The organism is Sediminitomix flava, from assembly GCF_003149185.1.
Taxonomy (GTDB): Bacteria; Bacteroidota; Bacteroidia; order Cytophagales; family Flammeovirgaceae; genus Sediminitomix; species Sediminitomix flava.
This window is the reverse complement of the sequence record NZ_QGDO01000004.1, coordinates 205,076-225,414: the sequence shown is the minus strand read 5'-3', so window position 1 is coordinate 225,414 and position 20,339 is coordinate 205,076. Positions and strand designations below refer to the sequence as shown.

The 20,339-nt window shown below is 35.3% G+C and carries 16 protein-coding genes and 3 tRNA genes; 8 read left to right on the top strand and 11 right to left on the bottom strand.

What is annotated here, in order from left to right; translation table 11 throughout:
• Positions 1-114: 114 nt before the first annotated feature.
• Complete coding sequence (gene obgE / locus BC781_RS16495) at positions 115-1,119, bottom strand: GTPase ObgE (RefSeq protein ID WP_109619790.1); 1,005 nt, start codon at positions 1,117-1,119, stop codon at positions 115-117.
• A 199-nt stretch (positions 1,120-1,318) separates the two neighbouring features.
• Positions 1,319-1,891, bottom strand: a complete 573-nt coding sequence (locus BC781_RS16490; protein WP_109619788.1) for an adenylate kinase — start codon at positions 1,889-1,891, stop codon at positions 1,319-1,321.
• 382 nt (positions 1,892-2,273) lie between these two features.
• On the opposite strand from BC781_RS16490, the gene BC781_RS16480 reads away from it, so the two are divergent.
• On the top strand, positions 2,274-2,822 hold the full coding sequence (locus BC781_RS16480) for an RNA polymerase sigma-70 factor (RefSeq protein WP_211323852.1): 549 nt from the start codon (positions 2,274-2,276) through the stop codon (positions 2,820-2,822).
• Between the two features lie 33 nt (positions 2,823-2,855).
• Entirely contained in the window at positions 2,856-3,839 is a 984-nt protein-coding gene (locus tag BC781_RS16475) for a glycosyltransferase family 2 protein (RefSeq protein WP_109619782.1), read from the top strand.
• On the opposite strand, the gene BC781_RS16470 is transcribed toward BC781_RS16475, so the two are convergent.
• Positions 3,820-4,998: a glycosyltransferase gene (locus BC781_RS16470; RefSeq protein WP_109619780.1), complete on the bottom strand. Its 1,179-nt coding sequence runs from the start codon at positions 4,996-4,998 to the stop codon at positions 3,820-3,822. The genes BC781_RS16475 and BC781_RS16470 overlap by 20 nt on opposite strands.
• 103 nt (positions 4,999-5,101) lie before the next feature.
• Between BC781_RS16470 and BC781_RS16465 the strand changes: the two genes are divergently transcribed.
• Positions 5,102-6,175 (top strand): hypothetical protein, encoded by a 1,074-nt coding sequence (locus BC781_RS16465; protein ID WP_109619778.1) that lies wholly within the window; start codon positions 5,102-5,104, stop codon positions 6,173-6,175.
• Here BC781_RS16465 and BC781_RS16460 read toward each other — a convergent pair.
• The 4 genes from BC781_RS16460 to BC781_RS16445 are packed head-to-tail and all read right to left on the bottom strand — an operon-like array spanning position 6,164 to position 9,999.
• Positions 6,164-7,114 carry a GNAT family N-acetyltransferase gene (locus BC781_RS16460; protein WP_109619776.1) on the bottom strand — a complete coding sequence of 317 codons (951 nt, stop codon included), beginning with the start codon at positions 7,112-7,114 and terminating at the stop codon, positions 6,164-6,166. The two genes, BC781_RS16465 and BC781_RS16460, sit on opposite strands and share 12 nt — an antisense overlap.
• Positions 7,107-8,102, bottom strand: a complete 996-nt coding sequence (locus BC781_RS16455; RefSeq protein WP_109619774.1) for a GNAT family N-acetyltransferase — start codon at positions 8,100-8,102, stop codon at positions 7,107-7,109. Before BC781_RS16455 ends, BC781_RS16460 begins: the two co-directional genes overlap by 8 nt.
• Positions 8,078-9,040 carry a GNAT family N-acetyltransferase gene (locus BC781_RS16450; protein WP_146201714.1) on the bottom strand — a complete coding sequence of 321 codons (963 nt, stop codon included), beginning with the start codon at positions 9,038-9,040 and terminating at the stop codon, positions 8,078-8,080. Before BC781_RS16450 ends, BC781_RS16455 begins: the two co-directional genes overlap by 25 nt.
• Positions 9,040-9,999, bottom strand: a complete 960-nt coding sequence (locus BC781_RS16445) for a glycosyltransferase family 2 protein (protein ID WP_109619769.1) — start codon at positions 9,997-9,999, stop codon at positions 9,040-9,042. The genes BC781_RS16450 and BC781_RS16445 overlap by 1 nt, the downstream gene beginning before the upstream one ends.
• A gap of 122 nt (positions 10,000-10,121) precedes the next feature.
• Between BC781_RS16445 and polX the strand changes: the two genes are divergently transcribed.
• Positions 10,122-11,819, top strand: coding sequence for a DNA polymerase/3'-5' exonuclease PolX (gene polX, locus BC781_RS16440; RefSeq protein WP_109619767.1), 1,698 nt, complete (start codon positions 10,122-10,124; stop codon positions 11,817-11,819).
• 349 nt (positions 11,820-12,168) lie between these two features.
• Here polX and BC781_RS16435 read toward each other — a convergent pair whose 3' ends face one another.
• On the bottom strand, positions 12,169-13,602 hold the full coding sequence (locus BC781_RS16435) for an FtsX-like permease family protein (protein ID WP_109619764.1): 1,434 nt from the start codon (positions 13,600-13,602) through the stop codon (positions 12,169-12,171).
• Positions 13,589-14,251 (bottom strand): ABC transporter ATP-binding protein, encoded by a 663-nt coding sequence (locus tag BC781_RS16430; protein ID WP_109619762.1) that lies wholly within the window; start codon positions 14,249-14,251, stop codon positions 13,589-13,591. Before BC781_RS16430 ends, BC781_RS16435 begins: the two co-directional genes overlap by 14 nt.
• Positions 14,252-14,432: 181 nt before the next feature.
• Between BC781_RS16430 and BC781_RS16425 the strand changes: the two genes are divergently transcribed.
• Entirely contained in the window at positions 14,433-17,408 is a 2,976-nt protein-coding gene (locus tag BC781_RS16425; RefSeq protein ID WP_109619760.1) for a TolB-like translocation protein, read from the top strand.
• Here BC781_RS16425 and BC781_RS16420 read toward each other — a convergent pair.
• Together BC781_RS16420 and prfA are read right to left on the bottom strand one after the other, a co-directional pair.
• Entirely contained in the window at positions 17,405-18,466 is a 1,062-nt protein-coding gene (locus tag BC781_RS16420; RefSeq protein WP_109619758.1) for a hypothetical protein, read from the bottom strand. The two genes, BC781_RS16425 and BC781_RS16420, sit on opposite strands and share 4 nt — an antisense overlap.
• 123 nt (positions 18,467-18,589) lie before the next feature.
• Entirely contained in the window at positions 18,590-19,663 is a 1,074-nt protein-coding gene (gene prfA, locus BC781_RS16415) for a peptide chain release factor 1 (RefSeq protein WP_109619756.1), read from the bottom strand.
• 364 nt (positions 19,664-20,027) lie between these two features.
• On the opposite strand from prfA, the gene BC781_RS16410 reads away from it, so the two are divergent.
• The 3 genes from BC781_RS16410 to BC781_RS16400 all read left to right on the top strand — a co-directional run bounded on the left by BC781_RS16410 (position 20,028) and on the right by BC781_RS16400 (position 20,317).
• Positions 20,028-20,099, top strand: a tRNA-Glu gene (locus tag BC781_RS16410).
• A 37-nt stretch (positions 20,100-20,136) separates the two neighbouring features.
• A tRNA-Glu gene (locus tag BC781_RS16405) sits at positions 20,137-20,208 on the top strand.
• Positions 20,209-20,245: 37 nt separating this feature from the next.
• Positions 20,246-20,317: transfer RNA gene (locus tag BC781_RS16400), tRNA-Glu, on the top strand.
• Positions 20,318-20,339 lie beyond the last annotated feature (22 nt).

The window sequence follows — 20,339 nt, the reverse complement described above, 5'->3', positions numbered from 1 at the left end:
GGTAGCATCGATTTTTTTATTATTCACCTTACTTTTTTAAAATAAAAAAGCGGACAACAACTTAAAAGTTATTGACCGCCCAAGTATATTCATATAGATATTAGAATGCGAAATCTAATTGTTGATTGCTTTCCAAACCATATCTTTCAAGTCTACAATTCCTTGTTGCGCAACCGATGAGATAAATGTATACTCCAATTTTTCTGGAAGATTATTATCTAATTCATCTTTCAATTGTTCCTTTAGTTCATCATCAAGCATATCACATTTCGTAATTGCTAAAAGACGGTTTTTGTCAAGTAATTCTGGGTTGTAAAGCTTCAACTCGTTGAGTAGAATTTGGTACTCTTCAGCAATGTCATCAGCATCGGCAGGTACCATAAACAAGAGAACAGAGTTACGTTCAATATGTCTCAAGAAACGGATACCAAGTCCTTTACCTTCAGAGGCACCTTTGATAATTCCAGGAATATCAGCCATTACGAAAGACTGATTATCACGATAGGCTACAACTCCTAAGTTTGGTGTTAGAGTTGTAAAAGCATAGTCAGCAACTTTAGGTCGGGCAGCAGAAACTACTGAGAGTAAAGTTGATTTACCTGCATTAGGAAATCCTACTAAACCAACGTCTGCAAGAACTTTAAGTTCCAGAATAATCCACATCTCAATACCTTCGATACCCGGTTGAGCATACATAGGCGTTTGTTTTGTGGCCGTTTTGAAATGATCGTTACCCAATCCACCTTTACCACCTTCTAGCAAGATTCTTTCTTCTCCATCTTCAGTGATTTCAAGAAGTTTCTCACCAGTTTCAGCATCACGAGCAATAGTACCAAGAGGTACATCTAGATAAATATCTTCTCCTTGTGCACCACTACGACAACCACCTTCTCCAGGCTTACCGTTTTCAGCATGAATATGTTTACGGTACTTTAAGTGAAGTAAAGTCCAGAAATTACTTTTTCCTCTAAGGATAATGTGCGCTCCACGTCCACCGTCTCCGCCATCAGGACCACCTTTAGCGACGTGCTTTTCTCTTCGGAAGTGGACAGAGCCTGGTCCACCTGCACCAGAACGACAGAATATTTTAACGTAATCTATAAAGTTTGATGAAGCCATAGTTCTTCTGTATTAATGGGAAGAGCTATAAATACATGATATCACCAATAGACTATCAGCAAGAAATACCTGCATGGGTATTATAACTCCCCTAAATATTTTAACCACAAAAAAAGGCGCTGAAGAGTTCAACGCCTTAATTCTGTCGCAAATGTACAATTCTCTAGCGGAAAATTCTAGAGATATGTATAAATCTCGCTTACAAAGTGTCAATCGCAGCACAAAGACTGTCGAAAATCTCTTCGATAGCCCCAACACCAGCTACTGATTTGTATTTGTTTTGCCCTTTGTAGTGATCTGCTACAGGAGCAGTTTTAGATTCGTATTCTTGTACACGATTACGGATAAGGTTTACATCTTGGTCATCAGAACGACCTGAAGTTTTACCTCTTTCCAAAATACGTTGAGTAAGCTCTTCCTCGTCAACTTCAAGAGCAACCATACCAGAAACTGCTGTACCGTTTTTCTCTAACAATACATCTAATGCTTCTGCTTGAGCTACTGTTCTTGGAAAGCCATCAAAGATAAAGCCTGCAGCATCTTGATTTGCTTTTACTTTGTTATCGATCATGCCAATCACAACTTCATCAGGAACAAGCTGTCCGTTGTCCATCAACTTCTTAGCTTCTAAGCCTAAGGCTGTACCTGCAGCAATTTCTGAACGTAGCAAGTCACCAGTAGAAAGGTGGATCAAGTTGTATTTTTCTTTGATTTTGGCACTTTGTGTACCTTTTCCTGCGCCCGGAGGGCCAAAAAGCACAAGGTTTAGCATTATATAGTCGTTTAAAATATTAAAACTATTTCTTCTCTTCCGAGAATTAGAAGTGGCTAAGTTAGAGATAAATCCTTAATTATTTGAGGATATAGCATAAACAAAAGTAAAGTAACTCAGTTTTTCTGTTTCGCCGTTAAATTAATAAATACAAATGATTGTAAATGTAGTGTCGGGGCTATATTCAAAATATGTATTTTTAGAATTGATTTAGAAGCTGTTTTAACACCAGAAATAGTAACTAAAACAAAATATTCTTTTTTTGCCCAAAAATAAAGGGCTGAATAAGCATACATGTCAAACTCATGTGTTTCACACCATCATATTGAGTTGACATTCATTTGAATTTTTTATTCATATAAATTTCCACTAACACAGTTTTGTGGGGTTGGATTGCTATGCTGTAATGTGTAAAGAGGAAACAAGTCTACCTTTAACTAGTAGCACTTACATCTTTCTCTACAAGAAATACTTTGAAAGGATAAAGGCTTTTATCTTTTTTAAGTTAGGAGATATAGATAGTGCAAAAGATATTGCTCAAGAATCTTTTTTAAAGTTATGGGAGAAAAGAGAAGTGGTGCAGGCAGAAACGGCTAAAGCCTTGTTATTCACTATTTCTCAAAACTTGACAATTAATTATTTCAAGCATAAGAGTATCGAATTGAATTACTCGGCTGAGATAGAGCAAAATGTAACAAAGAGTAATGAAACACCGATCTTTCTTTTAGAAATGAAGGAGTTTGAAGATAAATTATGTCGTTCAATATCTAAGTTATCTGATAAGAATAGAAAGGTTTTTATCATGAGTAGAACCGAAGGAAAAACCTACAATGAAATAGCGAAAGAATTAGGTATAAGCGTGAAAGCCGTTGAAAAAAGAATGCACAAGGCTTTAGAACAAATGCGTGGAGAAATTTCATTCAAGATTTAGGCTTCTTATTTTTACATTAAGGAGTTTAAAATTATGGAAGTTTCTGTTATCATACCTGTTTATAATGCTGAAGCCTTTGTAGAAAAGGCTGTTCGCTCTGCTCATGATCTTCAAGAAGTGAAAGAAATCATTTTGATAGAAGATGCATCACCAGATGGGGCATTAGAGATCTGTCAGAAACTTGCTAAAGAACTTCATAAAGTAAAATTATACAGACACCATGATCTACAAAATCATGGTGCTGGAGCAAGCCGAAATCTTGGTATTGAAAAGGCGAATAGTGAATACATTGCCTTTCTAGATGCCGATGATTTTTATCTTCCCCACCGTTTTGAAAAGGATAGAATTGTTTTTGAGAGTAATAAAGACATTGATGGCGTATATAATGCTGTGGGGGCTTTTTATTATTCTGAGGAGGCTAAAGAATTGTATAGAAACACAACAGGTACACCGGATACTATTTCATTTTCAGGAGAACATTTGGGCAAGGAACGATTCTTAACTCTTTTGAAGGGAGAAAATGGATTTATTCATCTTAATGGTCTCACGCTAAAGAAAAATAGTCTTTTTGAGAATGCGAAGATAGTGTTTGATTCATCTCTTCGTTTAACACAGGATACTGATTTTGTATTACGACTTGCGTGGTATTTAAAGCTACAAGCAAGTGAACTGGTTCAAAATGTAGCACAAAGAGGAATTCATCAACAAAATAGATGTACAGACATTGATTCTATATGGTTAGCCTCTCAAGTTTTATATGAGAATTTAGAAAAGGAATTATTTTTAAATTCTGCCAGACCTCATGAAAAAGTATTTCTGAGACAATTGATAGACGCATACAAAATCCATCAAGAATCACATTCTTTTTCAAAGAGAACGCTGTCTTTAATTGCATTTTTCTTGAAAGACCCATCTTTTATAAAAGAGTCAATCATCAGAAATACAGCAATAAAAACGTGGTTGGGTTTAGGTTATGTAGGAAAGTTTGTGACAAAATTTAAAAGGTCCTTTTCTTGAGAAGAAGATCTGAGTAAATATTTTCTTTCAACTTTCCAGCATTCTTTGCAATATCGAAATTCTCCTCTACGTGTTGTCTAGCAGCTTGAGAATAGTCTCTATATTCTTCATTACTCATCTGATAGAAATATTTGATGCCTTCAGCAATTTGGTCTGTGTTTTTTTCTTCGGCTAGCCATCCTGTTTTTTTATGGATTACTTCTGATGGTATATCACAGTGATTCGTAGAGATAACAGGCATTCCATTAGCTTGAGCATCTAATAATACGATAGGTGCACCTCCTTCTGAATCACCATCTTTTGCATGACAACTTGGATGGATAAATGCATCATATTTAGAGAGTGTAGATTGAAGTTGAGATAAAGGGATTCCATCACGGAAAAATACCTTATTTTCAGCGATTGTGCCTTTTACTATTTCTACTAGTTCGTTTGGCTTTTTACCTACACCGATTAGCGTAAGGGTCATATTAGGACAATTCTCCAATGCTCGGATAAAGGCTTTTAGGGTGTAGATATGTCCTTTTTTCTCTCTCAAGGAAGCAATTTGTACTAAATCTAGTTTTTCATTCGATTTAATACGCTCTATGAATGGTATTTTCGAAATTTCTACTCCTAGAAAGTTTACACGAATCTTTTCTTCTGGACAGCCTAGAGCAAGAAGTTGCCCTTTGCCATGATAACCTTCTGCAATGCAAAAATCAATTTCCTTGAAAAGGATAGTGTAACGCTTTTTCCAAATAGGTTCGAGAGTCAAGAGCTGTTTGTAGTCAAAGCCATAAAAAGAAACAACATGAGGAATCTGAAGTTTCTTTGCAATATTGAGGTGCTTCCAAGCAGCGGGAGCCGTGTGACTGTGGATAAGTTCTACTTTTGCTTCTTTTGCATGGTCAGTTACATATTTTTCATGAGCCAGTTTTCGGAAAGCATTACTGACATAAAAAATTAGTGTATCAAGAAAAGGAGCTGACTTGATGGAGTTGGGAGGGTAATAAGCTATTGGAAACTGAATAAAGTCAAAAGAAGCATCATAAAAGTTCTCTGTTAAGAAATTCTCGGCAGTAACTACATTTTTTGTATCAGGAATATGCTTAATTAGGTGGTAAGCCCAATTTTCGGTATTGAAAAGGTAGTTTCGGAAGGTGTGAAGAATGTTCATCTAATTAGTGTAATAATATAAAATCGTGATATATTAAAAAAAAACGGAATAATGTATTATTTCTTTAATCCATTTAATATAAAGCAAAGCTTGATTAAAAAAAATGTCGAAGAATAAGGGCTTATTTCATTTATTTTGGGTACAAAGTCACATTACCTATATAATGGCTAACAGTATTATTGCACATGAAAATTTGAATAAAGATCATTGTGTTTTTATGCTTTGGAGAGGTTACCAACTACCTGAAGATAATACTATTAGTAGTTTTGACTATCCTTTTTTGCCAACTAGAGAAAATAATCCATTTGATCATGGGAAACGGTTTTGGAAAAGTTGGAAAAATGTTCGTCTATCAGATAAAAGTATTTTAAGTGCATGTGACAATCATCCATTTATTTTTTATGCTGTAGACCTTCTTCCTGATGAAGTTTCTTTAATCATTAATATGAAAAAATGCAGAGGATATTACTTTATGGAAGAAGGATTATATTCTTATTATCCATTATCGTATTTAGATAAGATCTTTACCAAGAAAGAGAAACGAAATAATTGGAAGTGGCAGTTTGTAGATGGCTTAAATACTTTTTTTAGAAGATATAAGGCCGATTTATATCACTTTAATACTGTAAATAAGAAGTATAATGGTTCTTTTGGAATGTCTGAATATTCATTTTCTGAGTTACCCAATAAGGCTGTAGTAAGACCTCAGTGGGGGAAGAGTGAGAAAACAGAAAGTATTAGTCATTTAATAATTTTTAGTCCAGAAGTATATAATGGATATATAAGTTTTGAAGCCTATACAAAAGGGTTTACAAGGTTTGTTTCGGAAAACTGTTTAAAAGGTGAAGTTTATCACTACAAGTTTCATCCAAACCAATATATGTCTGAAGAGGAAATCTCAAATTTTAGACTATTTTTTATGCAACTAGAGGAAAGCTATAATTGTAAGTTTATTGAATGTAATCCATCATTAGTTGTTGAGAACTTAGTCTTTATGCATCAGAGTAATCTTACCGTTTATACGACATTGTCTTCGTTAGCATTTTATACCTACATTCTAGGAGCGAAAGTATATAGTTTTCACTCATATATCTCTGATCTAAGATCTTATTATGAGAAGGAGTATAGTATTTTGCCTCTGAATTTTAAAGATGAGATTTGTTATTTAGGATCTTAAATTGTTTAATCTAGCAACTATTTTTAAGAGGCTATTTTTTTGTTCTAGGTAAGAAAATGTTTGCCTTTTTGCTCCAAACCCTTCTTTGAAACGTTCTACACCATTTAAATTAGTACTAGGCCCTAAATCAAAATAAGTGAAATCAAGTTTTTTGAATTGATGTAATAATTGATCAAATAAAAGGAAGTTTGCTCTATGATCAAGCCCTTCTGTAGAACTTGCTCCAAGCCAATAATTGACAACAGAGTTACCTAAAAGAAATATTGCACCAGAAATTATTTCATCTTTTTGATTCTTAACAACCCAAAGTTGAATACTAGGGCTTCTAACTTGTGAAAGTTGATCAAATATGGACCAATCATATTGTATACCATTTACTTTTTTCCAACGATTGAGATTTTTCTGATAGAGTGCATAAAATGAACGCCATTCTGCCTCAGAATGAACTTGAAATATTCTTAGATTGCTGTTTTCTTTTGACTTTTTAAGATTACGGATGTGCCCTTTGCTATAATTATTTATTTCCTTAAAATTAATAATGTGCGTGTCAGATTTCTGATAAAGTCCATTAAAAGAAAAAGGCATAAAATAAAGTTGATATACCTTCCATTTTCTCCTTAAGTAATTGCTTAATACTTTATAGTGTTCGAATGTTATTTCTTCGTGGCTTAGGAGGCTGATATATGTACCATATACTGAAGCAATATGACTAACAGAAAGGCTTTTTAAAATGTTAACTTTTAAAGTTGGTAACACAGCTTTAACACCATCATTAAAGTGTATCTCGTAAGCAAGTGCTTTTTTATATTTTCCATCTGAAGTTTTTTCCCAAAACTTATTCCATTCTAGGCTACTAAAATAAGTAGTCAAAGGTGTTTTTAGATAAAATTGATTCCAAACGTGTTCGCTAGCCTCTTTAAACTCTATAATTTTAAGCATTCAACCTCAATCTTTTTTTCCAACCACTTATTATGTCAATACAATTCCCCAAAAAATCTCGTTGTTTCAGTTTAATATAAGAGACTTCTTTTGTACCGAATCCTTCTTTAAATTTTAAAATTCCATTACTATTTAAACTTGAGCCAAAATCGATAAATTTATAATCGTTATCTGCTGCTTTTTTGATAAGTTCTGTACATAAATAATTCATTGGTCGTTGACTTTGGAATTGCTTTATATGACCACCAATCCATAATTGAAGAATTGTAGGGGAGTATAGACATATAGCACCAGCGACTATTTTATCTTTATATTTTACTAACCACAACCGAATACCTTTTTTATTTCGCATAGAGAGTACTTCCGATTCAGAAAGAAGTTGTGTTTGATAGTTAGAATGATCGCTTATATTTTTGTAGATAACATGATAAAAGTACTGCCATTCGGATATGTTTTTCCCTTCATGTAGTGAACAACCTTCTCGGAGGCTTCTTCTGTATGACTTACGATGTTTTTTTGAAAAAGAGTTAAAATTTTCATCAAATCTGTTACTAATAATTAGAATGTTGGTTTGTTGTAAAGGTAGATTCAGAAGAGTATTTTGAAAGGGCGAAATATTCCACTCCAAGTTGTGGAAGTGTTTTAGAATATAGTTATGAACTAGCTCAAGATGACTATCCTTAGGCGTAGATAAAAAAAGAATACCTCCATAGGAAGAACGGCAAGAAAGAAGGTAAAACTTAATGTACTTCAATACTTTGGTAAAAGAATATGGAATTAAGACTTCAAAACCATCAGTAAAGCGAACTTTTCTAGCCTCGTAATAAAGTTTGCCATTGAGGTATTCACTCCAAATTGTAGCCCACTCTCTAGACTCAAAATAAGTAGCTGTTGGACAGTTATTCCAATAAAAATCCCATTCACTATTTTGAGCTATACTTACCTTTTCTATTTGAAGTGATTTTAACGATGAATTCTTTTTTTCCATTCCGCTCCCTTTTTTATGATTGTCCCTTTAAGACTTTTTTGTTGTATGATTCCAACCGTAGTTTCATCGGTATTAAAGCCTTTTTTGAAATCTAATACTCCTTTCAACTGATGACTAGGTCCCATATCCATCATTTTAAATCCTTTCGATTGACTTTCTTTGATAACTTCTATGATCATATAGTGCATGGCTCTTTTATCATGATGTTCATGCAGAGATGCTCCTTGCCAGTAATGAACACTTTGGTTTCCGTATAAGAACAGTCCCCCAGAGATAATCTTATCATTCCAAGAAACTAAATATAAATTTATATGATCACTTTTTAGTTGATAGAATAGTTTTAATTCCTCCCATGATAGAAGGAAGTTGACTTTACTCCAACGCTCTACCGTTTTTAAATAGATTTCATAGAAGGTTTTCCATTCTTGTAAATCTTCTGCAATCACTAATTTACAGCCTTCTCTAATTGCTTTTTTGTAAGAATATTTTGGACCTTTTTTGAAGTTTTGAAATGTTTGATTGAAGTTTGATTTATAGTAGAGTATGCTGGTAGTATTGTTAAGAATATTTTTATTTAGGTAAGTCTGTAAGTTTGGTTGAATAATCCATTGTAAGTTTTTCATATTCTTTAAAATATAGGATTCTAAAGAGATATGATCCGATTTGGAAAGTTCATAACTACTAATCCATCCTCCATAGTTATTTCTAGGTGAGAGGAGAAAAAAATGAGCGCCTAACTTACGAGTATAAGCATATGGTAAAAGTGCGGTTTTCCCATCTGAAAAAATAATCAATTTTGCACTGTAGTATAACTTCCCATTTAAATATTTAGCCCAAATTTGAAACCATTCAGGTGAATGAAAGAAAGTAGCTTCAGAACATTTTTTCCAGTATTCTTCCCATTCTTTTATATCTAATTTTTTTATGTCTTTAATCATTACAAAAATTGATAAATCAACCAACGAAACCCTTTTGTTTTCCCCAAAAATGAGTGAACAGCTAAGTAATAAAGAAGACGTTTAGAAGGAGTGAATAGAGTGTACTTGTTTACACAGCTTACCATATTTTGATAGGTATTGTTTAGTAATAAGCTATTGATATAGTATTTCTTAAAATATGATTCAAATTGTAATTCCAATCCTTTTTTAATTGTAGAACACTCATTGCTAATGGCTATGATTTCATGTATATAATGTAGAGCCCCTTCTAAATTTTTCTTTTGAAAATCTAAAGTGTTGTAACGTGGGCTATCATATATACGATAACTGACTAGTGCATTTTCCTGAACATGTTTTACTTTTTGATAAGCCCCATTAAATATCAGGGCTCGAGTGTGTAATTCTTGATCTTGATGACGTTGTAATTTTTCATTAAGCCCTCTGATTTTTTTTAGAAAACTAAATTTCCAAATAGGACTCATTATTCCCCATGGAGGTTTATCTTTTAATAAGTTTTCAAGATCTTTTTTTGTATCCCATATATTTCTTTCATTCAGCTCTATTATATCATTTTTAATAAATGCCATAGGAAACACAGCAAAGTCAAGCCCTTCATTTTCCTCCATATATTTTACTCGACTTTCTATGCAAAAAGGGGCTAGAAGGTCATCACTGTCCAAAAAGATTACATATTTTCCTTTGGCATTTTCGAGTCCTATATTTCTACAAGTATTTGCATTTTTAGGGAGTCGATTTCTCTTGAAATATTTTATTCGTGTGTCTTTTTTTGAGTATTTTTTTACTATATGAATACTTTCATCATTAGAGCCGTCATCAATCCAGAGGTGTTCCCAATTGCTGTAAGATTGTGCTAAAACACTTTGAATAGTTTCTTCAATATATTCAGCCCTATTGAAAAATGGTGTAATCACAGACACTAATGGACTTTGTTCCTTCATTTCAAAAATGATATTATCTTGCCAACCTTAGCAAGATACCAATTTAAAATAGTATTCTTGTTTTGAATGTTGCTAGACATTCAAGTTTGACTTTCTTTAAGATGATTAATCATTCGATATAAATGACCAACAAAGATATAGCTAAAGTACTAAAAAGTGCAGTGTCACTGATGGAAGTACATGGAGCAAATCCGTTTAAGACGAGAGCTTATAGTTCTGCCGTTTATGGAATTGAGAATTCTTCGGAATCAATAGCAGAATTAGATAATGATGGACTGCTGAAAGCTGGGTATTCCAAGAGTATGGCTGAAAAAATCTTATCTATTGTACAGTCAGGTTCTTTTGATGAGTATGATAAGCTAGTTGCGGATACTCCTTCTGGGGTAGTGGACATGCTAGAGATTAAAGGAATTGGAGGGAAGAAGATCGGAAAGCTTTGGAAAGAATTAGGCTTAGAGTCTTTAGATGCTTTGAAAACTGCCTGTGAAAATAAAGAGGTAGAAAAGTTGAAAGGATTTGGAGCGAAGACACAGGCTACAATTCTTGATCAGATAGCTTTCCTGAATAGTAATGTTGGGAAATTACATTATGCAGAGGCAGAACCTTTTGCTGTTCATTTATTGAATACCCTAGAGAAGCTTCCTTCAATTCAAAAAGTAGCCCAAACAGGAGAGGTAAGACGCTATATGGAGGTTGTAGAAACACTTCAATATGTAGTTGTAGCCTCTGACAGAACTGAAGCAAAAAAGGCAATTGCTGAAATTGAAGGACTGAATTATGATGAGAAGACTTCGGGACCACTGACTTGGAGAGGTATTTTGGATGGCAATATGCTTTCTGTAGAAATCTTCTTTGTTGAGGCTAAATCTTTCGGAAATGAAGTATTAAAACATTCAGCTTCGGGAGCCCATCTTGCTAATGAAGTGAAGGAAGGAGTTACCCTTTTCAAATTCTTACAGACTAATTTCTTCGAAACAGAAGAAGAAATCTATAAAGCATTGGAGCTTCCTTATTTTCCGGCCGAGTTGCGTGAAGGAATTTATGAAATAGAAGCCAAGGAGAAAGGATTACCAACTTTGGTTGAAATGTCAGATCTGAAAGGAATTCTTCATAATCACTCAACTTATTCTGATGGTAAGCATAGCTTGGAAGAAATGGCTACTTACTGCAAAGATTTGGGCTATGAATATCTTGGGATTTCGGATCACTCGGTTTCTGCTTTTTATGCCAATGGCTTAGATGAAGAACGAGTAAAGGCACAACAAGAAGAAATTGATGAGTTGAACCAAAAGTTAGCGCCTTTCAAAATTTTCAAAGGAATAGAATCTGATATTTTGAATGATGGTAAGCTAGATTACTCAGATGAAGTTCTTGCTTCTTTTGATTTCATTGTAGCTTCTATTCACTCCAATCTGAAAATGGATAAAGCAAAAGCAACTCAACGATTACTCACAGCTATTGCAAATCCATATACCACCATCTTAGGTCACCCGACAGGAAGACTTCTGCTTAAAAGAGAAGGCTACCCAATTGATCATGGCAAAATCATTGATGCTTGTGCCGAGCATAACGTGATGATCGAGATCAATGCAAACCCGTGGAGACTAGACCTTGATTGGCGATGGGTGAAATATGCTTTGGACAAAGGAGTGAAGATTGCGATTAATCCAGATGCACATGAGATGAATGGTTATCATCATATGAAATACGGTTTACTGGTTGGTAGAAAAGCAGGACTTACAAAAGAGATGACATTAAATGCTTTATCTTTAGAAGAAATTGATAAAGTATTTTCAGAAAAAAGAACTCAAGCTAAATAGTATTTTAGATTTGATTTGAGAAAAAAAGAACCTTTGAAGGCTGTTAGTCAGCGATTCAAAGGTTCTTTTTCTTTATTTAAAGTGAGCTATGGGTTGAGGTGAAACCATAAATATTTAATAATCTTCTCTTAGTGGGTTGCTTGCCTCAAAAGTGGAGAAGGGTTGGATGTGGGCTGGCCGATTTTTATGAGGCTTGATTTTTTTTGCTTCGTTTTTTGTATCAAGACAAAAAATGAAGACCACATTCCTCAAAAGAACGACTGTACCCACTAGGCAATACAATTAAAAGCCAAAGACTAAAAGAAGATACTTATAATTCACGTTATCTAAAAATAAGGGAATTTACATTCTACTCTTCTGCTAAAATTTTAGAAATATCAGCTTTATAAACGCTAATGGCAGGGAGAATAGCCGCAACTAATCCAATACCAACAGAAACGAAGAACATCCAAATTTCATCGGGCTGTAGTACAAGAAGATTCAAGCTGTAATTGAAGTTTTCTTCCAATAAATAACTCAAGCCCATCATACCTAATCTAGAAAGAAGAATTCCGAAGATAAATCCGATAATCGAAATTGTAATTCCTTCCCAAAGAATGAGTAAGAGTACTTGAGTACGACGCGCTCCCAAAACACGCATATAGGCCAACTCATATTGTCTTTCCTTCAATGAATTGAATAGTGAAATAAATACACTCAATGCTGAAATGAAGATGAGAACAACACCTAATATTTTTAATGCATCAAAACCGACTCCTAGTATGCTAAATAGACGAGCAGTTTCGTAAGATGGTACTGCAGCTTGCATATTTGTATTTGCATTGATGTTTCTAGGAATAGTGATAGCCCCCATAGGACTACGGAATTTCACTAGCATAGAAGTGATTTCTAAATCTTCCTTTGCAACAACATGACTATCTCCATGATCATGTCCTTCGTGTTCATCGTGATTATGTTCTGCGTGGTCATGTCCTTCGTGCTTATCATGATTATGTTCCGCATGGTCATGTTCTTCGTGTTCATCATGATTATGTTCTGCGTGGTTATGTCCTTCGTGCTCATCGTGGTTATGTTCCGCATGGTCGTGCCCTTCGTGTTCATCGTGGTTATGTTCCGCATGTTCATTTCCTTCATGCTCCTCCTGTTCATCATGACTTTCTTCTGTTTCCATTCCATGGACAGCCCAAACAGAAGCAACATTAGTTAAAATCAACTGATCTATTACTGTTCCTGTTGGTTTTAAAATTCCTGTAACCACAAATGAGTGATCGCCATGATCGTGAGCTGAAGCACCAATTCCATGTGAACCGTGAAAGGTATCCCCTAATTTCATTCCATTGTATTTGGCCACTTTTGCTCCAACGGTTACTTCTAGATTTTTCTTCCAAAGTCTTCCTTCAGCAATTTCTGCTTTGTATAATTCGGGGTATGAATGATCAGTACCAATAATTCTGTAGCCCTTGTAGTTATCACCCAAGGCCATCGGAATTGTACTTTTTATCAGAGGATTCTTTTTCAGTTTTTCGGCTTCACTCAGTTTAATATTTCCTGTAGGAACATCTAAATGATAAAGACTCGAAAGAATTAACTGAAGAGGACTTCCTTTTGCTCCAACGACCATTCCAATTCCTGCTTGGTTCTTATCTAGTTGATCTTCCACTTGTTTACTTACTAAAAGTAAAATTGAAATGATACAAATACCAAAGCCAAAAAGGATTAGGTTAAGAGTCGTGGTGAGTGGATTGGAGAGTATATTTTTGAAGCTAAGCTTAAAGAGTCTCATGAGTGCTTTCGTTTAGTTTGTGAAGTACTAACTGTGTCGGGAATTCTGTCTTCAAACGTTGATCATGTGTCACGATGACCAAAGAAGCATTTTCTTCGGCAGCTCTTTGTTTCAATAGTTCGATTACTTCTTGTGTATTTTCATCATCAAGACTAGCTGTAGGCTCATCAGCAAGAATTAGAGAAGGTTTATTGATAAGTGCCAAAGCAATAGATGCGCGTTGCTTTTCCCCTTCACTCAGTTCTGAGACTTTTGCATTCTTTCGGTGTGAGATTCCTAGCTTCTCCAACAATGCATCAATTCGAGCTTTGTCCGTAGGTTGTTTAGCCAGAAATTGAGCAGTCTCTAAATTTTCTTTTATGGTTAGAGACTTCAAGAAATGAGGTTTTTGAAATACAATACCGATATGCTGTGCTCGGAAAGTATCCATTTGAGCTCCAGAGAGGCTACTAAAGTTTGTATTATCCAATGAGACTTCTCCTTCTTTTGTTGAAAGCAATCCTGCTAAAAGATGAAGAAATGTGGTTTTACCACAACCCGAATTTCCTAGAATAAGAAGATGCTTTCCTTTTTCTAAGGAAAGGTCTGGAAAATGAAAAGCTTGTCCGTCTTTGCTGTAAGAGAAAGACAACTGATTTGTTTGAAGCATTTTAGTACTATCTTTTCTATTAAATGCAATATTGTTGCATAAGTTATAAAATGATGCTGGTATTTATGTTTTAAATTGTCTTAAATCTCATATATATTAGATTACATTATAAAGCTTAGATCATCATAATCTTTGTTTTATCTCTTTTTATAAGCTCTGATACTGCGTAATAAAATCATATATGTATAAACATTTTACTTCAATTTTTCTATTGTTATGTGCTTTTACCTTTCCACTTAAAGCACAGCAAAGTTCTTTAGGTTTGAATCCTCACTCGCAAAAGTGGAGACAGATCAACACCGATATTGTCAGAGTCATTTATCCTGTAGGACAAGAAGCAGCTGCACAACGTGTAGTCAATTTAAGTCATTATTTAGCTGAGAGAGATAAGCAGACCATAGGAGAGAAGGTAGAAAAATTGGATATCATCTTACAGCAGAATACGACTAATGCCAATGGTTTTGTAGGATTGGCACCTTTCCGTTCTGAATTATTTTTGACACCATCACAGTTTGGTTTCACAGGGTCTGGGAATTGGTTGGATCTTTTGACCATTCATGAATACCGACATGTTCAGCAAGTATCAAATGTGAAAGTAGGTTTGACCAAAGGCTTATCTTATGTCTTCGGTGAAAATGGTTGGTTATTGGGGAAAAGTTTGGGTGTGCCTGCATGGTTTTCTGAAGGAGATGCTGTATTGACCGAAACACTTTTGACTACGGCAGGGCGAGGTAGAATGCCTGAGTTTGATATGGAATATAAATCATTATTACTCTCGGGGAAAAACTATAATTACGAAAAAGCAGTAAGTGGCTCATTTAAAGATTATGTACCTAACCATTATAATTTAGGTTATTATCTAGTGACCAATGCTCGTAGAGAATTTGGAGAGGATATTTGGGGGAAAGTACTTTATGAAACAGGAAAATATAAAGGTTTAGTATGGCCCTTTAGCCGAAGTTTGAAACGAAATATAGGGTATTCAACTCCTCAATACTATCGTAAAACAATGGATCAACTCTCAAATGATTGGAAGAGAGAAGCTCCCAAAATGACCGTTACATCATTCAATTCTGAAAAGAAAAAGACATTTACGAGTTATACACAACCCAATTTTTCGAATGAAGATGTGATTATAACCTTAAAAAGTGGATTTAATCAGATTCCAGCTTTTTATGCAGTGACTGCTAATGAAGAATATTTTTTGACTTATCCAGGATTTCAAGCTTCTACCAATAACAGCTTTAGTTATCGTAAGGGATATTTAGTTTGGTCTGAACAACGTTATGATTTGCGTTGGGGACAAAAAGATTATTCGGTAGTGATGCTCTATGATGTGGGGCAAAAGAAAAAGGTGCAACTGACTAAAGAAACCAAATTGTTTGCCCCAGACTTGAATGCCTCTGCTTCACAAATTGTAGCTGCAGAAGCAAACGAACAAATGCAATATACTTTGGTGATTTTAGATACAAACGGACAGGAAATAAAACGTATTCCTAATCCTGAGAATGTGTTTTTCTCTACCCCTAGATGGATTGATGAAACCAATGTGATTGTAGTTGGGCAGAAAGATCAAAAAATGAGTTTATTGAAAGTTGACACAGAGCTTGGCACAATGGAAAATATAACGTCTTGGGATGTTGCTCACCTTTCCAATCCATATCCTTCTGAAGGCTATGTGTATTACTCATCAAGTTATACGGGGGTAAATAATATCTTTGCAGTTTCACTTTCTGATAAAGAAATCTATCAACTTACTGATGATGCTTTGGGAGCATTTTATCCTACTGTAAGTAAGAGTGGAAGTAAGTTAGCCTATAGCAATTTTACCGTTGATGGTTACAACCTTCAGATGAACCCGATCGAAAAGGATTCGTGGAAGAAATATCAGTCAAATCAGCCTTCTACATTAGATTTTTATAGACCACTATTAGCACAAGAAACAAATGTGTTGGATAGCATTCCTTCCAATGAATACGAATCTAAAAACTTTAGGAAAACAACAAGTTTAATAAATCCGCATAGTTTGGAGCTATTTGGTAGCCCTCCATATTATACAGCTTCGATTCTTTTGGATAATACATTTACCACATTTAGTGGAGAAGTGGGCTATTTATTCAATTCTAATGAAAGAGAAGGAGGTTTCTATGGGACTTTGACTTATGGTGAGTGGTTCATTTTGCCACAGCTTTCAGGGCAAATGAATATGGATAGAAGTAGGACGGAAGCTTTTGTAGCTTATTCCCAAAGTAATCTACCTGAAAATCCTGCAGTGGCAGTCCTACAAAGTAGAGAGTGGGAGCAAGACCAAATAGGCTTAGGCTTTGTCATGCCTTTGAATCTTACGAAAGGAAACTACTTCAGCAATCTGACTTTATCAGCTTCATATGATCAGATTTTCTTGAATTATCCAACAGACATACTTTCTGATCGTCCATTTGAAGATGAAAATATAGGTTCTATTGATTTTGAGTTAGATTGGTACAGACAACAAAGACGTGCTTTACAGCATATCTACCCGAGATGGGGACAAAGCCTGTCATTGTCTTATCAAAAGGCCTTGAATGGTGATGTAAACAGTTATCAGTTTAAAGCAGATGCAAAGTTTTTTTTTCCTGCTTTCATGAAAACACACAATCTTACTTTGGACCTCAATTATATGAACGAGCCTTTTGTCGGACAGTATAAATATTCAGATACGTTCCGATATGCAAGAGGATATGGTGCACAATTATTTGATCAGATAGGTAGAGCAGGACTTACTTATACCTTGCCTGTTTGGTATCCTGATATTGCAATCAGTAGTTTGGCATTTATCAAGCGTATTTATTTGAATGGATTTTTTGATATGATGTATAATCAATTAGATCCTATCCGAGTGTCAGATATAGGTGTAGATGTAAGGCATGGTAGAAATGATCCGTCAAATGGTGGCTCGGAACAGTCTTTAAATAATGCAACGATTGATTTCTCTTCTACAGAACATCTGAGAAAATCAGTTGGAGCAGATGTGATATTCGATTTTAAAGCGTTCCGATTGGTAGATATGCAAGTTGGGTTCAGATATAGTTACTTATTGGATAATGGACCTCTGTTAAACCCTGCTGATGGAAAAGGTAGTAAGTTTGATCTATTGTTAAACGTATTGAGTTTCTAATGTCGGATTAATTGTTCTGTATTTAAACGAGTGTCACTACGGAGAGCGTCTTTGTTTGTGTATCCAATTCTTAATAATAGGGCAGGGGACTGCTTAAATTCAGAAGGAAAGATTTGAACGAATCTTTCCTTCTGTTTTTTAATGATTTCTATGTGATGTGGAAGAAAAGAACTCGGCGCATCAGAAAGTCTTGTGAGGTATTGAGGCAATACGCCGTATGGGTGAACGGATAAGCCTTCAGAATTAGCTTTTAACCAAAGTTGCTGAATTGCTCGACCTGCTTCTAAGTAGCCTTTTAAGGACGAATCAGAAGTAGAAACGAAACAATATGCTCCTGCATTTTTCATTGTCTTAGCCATTAGTTTAGCATTCATTTTTGCAGCACCAAATCGGTTTATAAATTGATTGATTTTCCAATTCTTCAATTTTTTTGCGAACAATGAAATGGCAGGAGGAATACCTAGACTTTTAGCATTTAGACCAAAGCCATGAAGTTTCATTTCACGATCAGAAAAACGTAGGATATCGTAAAGTTCTTTGTGAAAAGGCTTGTGTTCTATTCTGATATAAGAAGTATTAGCATCAATTTTTGCTAAAGTTTTGAAATCTATTTTTTTTGTTGTCCACTGCATTTTAGCGTCAATACCAATAATACTTTCGGCTAACATAGAAAGTTGACTTTCAGAAAGAATTTTATCTTGATATGGCTTACGATTCGTTGAACGTTTTGGAATCCATTCGGTTAAGTTCATTTTGTTCTGTAAGCCTTCTCTTAAAGTTAGATATACGATAGGCTTATCTATTTGGAATTTTTCAGCGTATTGAATTTTACACTCTAGCCCTTTTTCTTCTGCTTTCAAAAAAATATTCTGAATGGCTGCACCAATACTTATTTGTGTAAACATGTGGTGAATATCCATTGGAAGCATTCTCTTTTCTTCAGCATAAACCTCAATACTATTACCTATTTTCTTGAAAGACCAAGCTTGCATATTATCAGCAGAAGGAGCGAGAGAAGCCATTTTTACCAACTCTTGAAAAAGTGAATCTGAGAGCATAATGAAAAAGTAACTTTAGAATTATGGATAGGATAGTAAACTAAGCATTTTGCTTATTTACAAAAAAGGCTTACTCCAATAGTTTCTTGAAGTAAGCCTTATATATTTTAGAGCAGAAGAAAATTAAGCTTCTCCTCCGTCTTTCAAACGTTCTGCGTTTTCAGCGATACGAAGCTCCTCAATGAATTCTCCGATCTCACCGTCCACGATTGAAGGTAAGTTATAAACCGTTTTGTTGATACGGTGATCAGTTACACGACCTTGAGGGTAGTTGTACGTACGGATTTTGTCCGAACGGTCACCACTACCAACCATTGATTTACGTTGAGCACCAACTTCTTCTTGGTGTTTTTTCAATTCGATCTCATAGATACGAGAACGAAGTACTTTCAATGCTTGATCGTAGTTTTTCAACTGAGATTTCTGATCTTGACATTGCGCGACAACTCCAGTAGGGATGTGCGTCAAACGAACCGCAGAATAAGTTGTGTTTACAGACTGCCCACCAGGTCCTGAAGCACAGTAAGTTTCTTTCTTGAGGTCAGCTGGAGCAATATCAACATCTACATCCTCCATTTCTGGAAGAACGGCAACAGATGCTACAGAAGTGTGGATACGTCCTTGAGTTTCAGTTGCAGGAACACGTTGTACACGGTGAACTCCTGATTCGAATTTCATTTGTCCGTAAACGTCCTCTCCAGACATTGAGAAAACGATTTCTTTATAACCACCAGAAGTACCTTCTGTATAGTCCATCAAGCTCGATTTCCAACCCATACGCTCACAGTAACGTTGGTACATACGGTAAAGGTCTCCTGCGAAAATAGCAGCTTCATCTCCACCAGCACCCGCACGGATTTCGACAATACTATCTTTACTATCGTTCGGGTCTTTCGGGATCAACATCACTTTCAACTCATCCTCAATTCCAGGAACTTGATCGTTCAGCTCATCCAATTCCATTTTAGCCATTTCACGGAATTCTGGATCTTTTTCCTCCGCTAAAACTTCTTTTGAGCTAGCAATATTGTCTAGGATATTTTTGTATTCTTCGTACTTCCCAACAATTTGTTCTAGGTCTTTATATTCTTTATTAAGCTTTGCGTATTGCTTCATGTCTGAAATAATATCAGGCTGAACAATAAGATCGCTCACTTCTATAAATCGTGTCTTTATTTTCTCGAGTTTATCTAACATCTTGATATAACTTGTATTGAATTGCAAAAATAAACTTTTCTATCCAAATTCTAACATAGTTCAACAAAGAGAGCTATAGATATTTCTTTCTTGTTGACAAAAATTGAAGGATATTAATACTCACTAACGGTGGGGTAACATGGCATTCTTGGTTCTAATACATAAATTTAATACGATTCTTGGTATAGAATAGATTCAGAAATTAAAAACATATTTTTCTTTAAATTGTCTTATTCTAAGTGATACTTTTGTGCATGTGTGAGTATAAAAGGATAAAATTTACAGATATAAAGAATTTTTTTATTCGATTTTCTTGTGCTGAATCAATTAATCGCCTACATTTGCACTCGCAAAAATGAACAATGCTCCGTTCGTCTAGGGGTTAGGACGCCAGGTTTTCATCCTGGTAGCAGGGGTTCGAATCCCCTACGGAGTACAAGCTGCGATCTCGAGCAGTGTAAAAAGTGAGACCCGCTCCGTTCGTCTAGGGGTTAGGACGCCAGGTTTTCATCCTGGTAGCAGGGGTTCGAATCCCCTACGGAGTACAAGCTGCGATCTCGGGCAGTATAAAAAGTGAGACCCGCTCCGTTCGTCTAGGGGTTAGGACGCCAGGTTTTCATCCTGGTAGCAGGGGTTCGAATCCCCTACGGAGTACAAGCTGCGATCTCGGGCAGTG

Coding starts and splice junctions, on each gene's coding strand:
- obgE (WP_109619790.1), bottom strand. CDS start 1,119: ATGGCTTCATCAAACTTTATAGATTACGTTAAAATATTCTGTCGTTCT.
- BC781_RS16490 (WP_109619788.1), bottom strand. CDS start 1,891: ATGCTAAACCTTGTGCTTTTTGGCCCTCCGGGCGCAGGAAAAGGTACA.
- BC781_RS16475 (WP_109619782.1), top strand. CDS start 2,856: ATGGAAGTTTCTGTTATCATACCTGTTTATAATGCTGAAGCCTTTGTA.
- BC781_RS16470 (WP_109619780.1), bottom strand. CDS start 4,998: ATGAACATTCTTCACACCTTCCGAAACTACCTTTTCAATACCGAAAAT.
- BC781_RS16465 (WP_109619778.1), top strand. CDS start 5,102: ATGTCGAAGAATAAGGGCTTATTTCATTTATTTTGGGTACAAAGTCAC.
- BC781_RS16460 (WP_109619776.1), bottom strand. CDS start 7,114: ATGCTTAAAATTATAGAGTTTAAAGAGGCTAGCGAACACGTTTGGAAT.
- BC781_RS16455 (WP_109619774.1), bottom strand. CDS start 8,102: ATGGAAAAAAAGAATTCATCGTTAAAATCACTTCAAATAGAAAAGGTA.
- BC781_RS16450 (WP_146201714.1), bottom strand. CDS start 9,040: ATGATTAAAGACATAAAAAAATTAGATATAAAAGAATGGGAAGAATAC.
- BC781_RS16445 (WP_109619769.1), bottom strand. CDS start 9,999: ATGAAGGAACAAAGTCCATTAGTGTCTGTGATTACACCATTTTTCAAT.
- polX (WP_109619767.1), top strand. CDS start 10,122: ATGACCAACAAAGATATAGCTAAAGTACTAAAAAGTGCAGTGTCACTG.
- BC781_RS16435 (WP_109619764.1), bottom strand. CDS start 13,602: ATGAGACTCTTTAAGCTTAGCTTCAAAAATATACTCTCCAATCCACTC.
- BC781_RS16430 (WP_109619762.1), bottom strand. CDS start 14,251: ATGCTTCAAACAAATCAGTTGTCTTTCTCTTACAGCAAAGACGGACAA.
- BC781_RS16425 (WP_109619760.1), top strand. CDS start 14,433: ATGTATAAACATTTTACTTCAATTTTTCTATTGTTATGTGCTTTTACC.
- BC781_RS16420 (WP_109619758.1), bottom strand. CDS start 18,466: ATGCTCTCAGATTCACTTTTTCAAGAGTTGGTAAAAATGGCTTCTCTC.
- prfA (WP_109619756.1), bottom strand. CDS start 19,663: ATGTTAGATAAACTCGAGAAAATAAAGACACGATTTATAGAAGTGAGC.